Genomic DNA, 3,447 nt, shown 5'->3' on the forward strand with positions numbered 1-3,447 from the left:
AGCAGAACACAGGACAATGTTCCTTTCGTTATCGTAGAAGAAGATATTTTGAAGGGAGTTCCCCGTAGCGAATGGGTTTCAACCGTAAAAAATAACTTGCGGGAAAAGTTTAAAAACGACATAACAATAGCGAGAAATAAGATAAAGATTGACAGTGCCAGCAGGAGAGAGTTGACCTTTTCAAAATATACGCGCTGGCTTTTAAAGAATGATCCTCAGATAAGAAAGGACAAATTAAGAGCAACGAATAACGCGGATGAAATATTAAGAGCGGCCACCGATTGGGTCAATGAGGCTTTAAAGCATGAGCGAAAAGATGATATCTCTGACTTTGCAAGAGGAAAAATCTTAATCAGCGTTGGAAACAACGACTATTCAGCCGATGTACTCGTGGGCGCAAAAAAGAACGGGCAAATGCTTCTTTACGATATTATCGATATGACACCGACTTCCATTAAAGAAAAAGAGACGGATACAGCGATAGCCGAGAATCCGTCACCGGAAGTCCGCAGAAGCACTGTATCCCTCTCTACAGATAAAGTATCACAGCGTGGCGAAAAAGTCAACGGGCAGTTCTCGCGGAAGGGCACTACGGCACAAGAGGAGCTCGAGGAAACCATTGACCCGGCATTCATCCGACCAGTAAACGGAGTTACCGACAAAACAAAGTATGAGAAGTTGCTTTCGGCGTTTAAGAAAAGCGGTTGGAACGGTCGACCTTTGGTCGTTATTGATAACGGGAACGAGGGGCACATTGCTCTCACGGGTTCGCACCGCATAGCGGCGGCGAAGGAGGCAGGCATAGAGGTGCCTGCAATCGTTTTGGACAACACCGAGGATACGGCAAGGTTAATTGACGTGGGCGACGATGAGCGAGAAAGAATAGCGAAAGAGTTGGCAGAGGACGGCATTATCCCACAGCGCGCTTATGACCTTCTCGCGCAGGAGAACGACTTAAACTATGCAAACGAACCGCAGTTCTCGCGGAAGGGCGGACAGGGACAGTTCTCTATGAAGCGCAGCCCCGAATATACAAAAAATCTTGTCGCGCTGCACAATATATATTCCGACAAATTAGAGAAAGCTCTTGACCTCGGCGGGTTCCCCATGCCGTCTATCGCTGTGACGAAAAAGAGCATACCGCATACGAATTTCGGCGAGATATCGCTTGTAATGCGCCGAGAGACGATAGACCCGAAGGCAAACAAACGCAATACAGTATACTCCGCCGACGCATGGACGCCGACGTTCCCACAGGTGGAATATGAGGCCGACGAGGATAAGGCGACAGAGCTTAGGCGCAAGTATTACGACCTTGAAAAGAGGTTCGGGCGTGACACTGTGGATGCACTTTATCCGTGGGGCAACTATGCCGACGACCACCTTAACCGTGTGGGCGGCGAAGCGGCGGCTATCGAGCGGCACAAAGACGATACCGATATGATGAAGGTGTTTCTTGCGGATACACAGGGCAAAGTGATAGAGCCTGTAACCAAGGAAACGGCGATAAGAAGCCTCGAAGGAGAGGACGGGGCACATTTTGGTCGTATAGCAAACGATTTGGGCGAAGAAGCAACGCATAAGCTTTTAGACACATTGGGTGCAAATACCATTGTGGAACACATAAAGGCATGGCTTGACACATATGCAGAAGCTTTATTGCTCATGGAAAATATGTACCGCGAAAAGCAGGGCATGAAAAAGGTTCAAGACACCCCTACTACGCGGTTTGTTTTGGCAAAAAAACTTTATGATTTTCTCTCGACCGACAAAAGAACCACAAAGACGGAAACCGACTATGAAGCGACGCGCGAACGCATAAGAGAAGCTACGGACAAAAAGGCATACGAAAAGTGGCTTAAAGATACGTTCGGCGGCATTGAGAAAAGCAGCGGCATATATAATCAAAAGGAACGTTATACTCCGAGCGGCAACCGGCGCAGCTTCTCCGTTACGCATTATCCCATAACGCTTGACAATATCGTTAAGGCGATGCGCGCCGAAAACGGCGGCAAGACGAAAAACACATCAGGCTTTAACGGTGTAAAGACGCTGCGCGCGGAAATGGCGACGCGCTTTAAGAGCGTGGAGCATATGCACGAGCTGGAAGGACGCTTACAGCGCCTTACCGAGGAAGAAGCCGAGCAGATAAACGACGCGCTAGCAGAGAGACTTTCCGGTATTATGCGGGACATATATAACTCAAAGGCGCACGGGAAGACTGACAACTATTTTATCGAATTCGGCTCTATCGGCGAGATCATGGCTGAGATGGCGGACAGCGGAAAGTATACGCTTACAGATATACGCAAGACTTTTGAGAAGTACCGCTACCCGATAACGACCGATATCGCACAGGATGTAAAGGCGCTTTTATTTGACATATCCGAAATGCCCGTGAACATATTCGAGGCGAAGCCGGAACGTGTTGTAAACTTTGACGAGGTGCTTACGGCAGTCGTGCCGTCAAACATTGACGCAGATTTAAAGGCGCGCATGGAAGACGCGGGAATGCGGACGATAGAGTATGAGGCGGGAGACGACGAAAGCCGCCTTGCCGCCGTGAACAGCGTCGAGGGCGCACAGTTTAGCCGGAAGCGGGGAAAGATTGAACAAGATCAGTCCGCGAGGAATCGCGGTTTTGCAGCAGAAATAGAGGCATGGAATAGAGAGGGACGACCGGACGACGAAACATTTATCCTTGGAAGCACGGGAGATGTGTTGCAGGGATTAGGGGCTATTGAAAACGACATCTTTATTAGGAGCAAAAAGATAATCCAAATCCTTCGGGAACATTCGGAAATGACTTTAAGGGAGATCAATCGTATTCCGGAGGTTCTGGATGATCCCGTCCTGATTTTAAAAAGTAGAAACGTGGGCCGGGGAAACCGACAGAATACCCGCATGATAATGTATGGAGCGATAAAAGCGCAAAACGGCGAACCTATAATGACAGTTTTGGATTTGCGCCCGGTTGAAAAAGGTTTTGTTATAGACGATATGCAAAAGGTAGTCAGCGCTTATACAAAAACAAACGACCCCGTAAGCTTTATACGAAACAGCGAAATTCTTCACGCCGACAAAAAAAGAACCATTCCGTTGCTTAGGACAATAGGCTTCCAAATGCCTATCGAACTGCAACGGAGCGGTTCTATGGGCAGTATATCTTATGTGGGAAAGAATGTCAATATAGCCGGAGCACCTTTTTCAGATGTTGTTGGGGAGAACACATCCACCCTCTCCCGCAAGGGGCAGGACAGCCGCATACGCGAGCTTGAACGCCTTGCCCGAGAGAATGCGCGCCTTAAAGAGCAGTTCAAACGGACGAAGGGGATTCGCCTTAAAGAGAGCGATATACGAAAGATCGCGCGAGGGATAATCAAAGATTACGATATCACAGATTACGACAAGGAGCAGCTTTACGAAAGGCTGAAGCCGCTTGCCGAG

Annotated in this window: 1 protein-coding gene; it reads left to right on the top strand. The window is 48.5% G+C overall.

Translation table 11 applies throughout. The features are described from left to right. Positions 1–171 precede the first annotated feature (171 nt). The coding region (locus IJG50_03980; protein MBQ3379008.1) for a ParB N-terminal domain-containing protein at positions 172–3,447 on the top strand (3,276 nt) is incomplete at its 3' end.

Source organism: Clostridia bacterium (genome assembly GCA_017405765.1).
Classification (GTDB): domain Bacteria; phylum Bacillota; class Clostridia; order Oscillospirales; family RGIG577; genus RGIG577.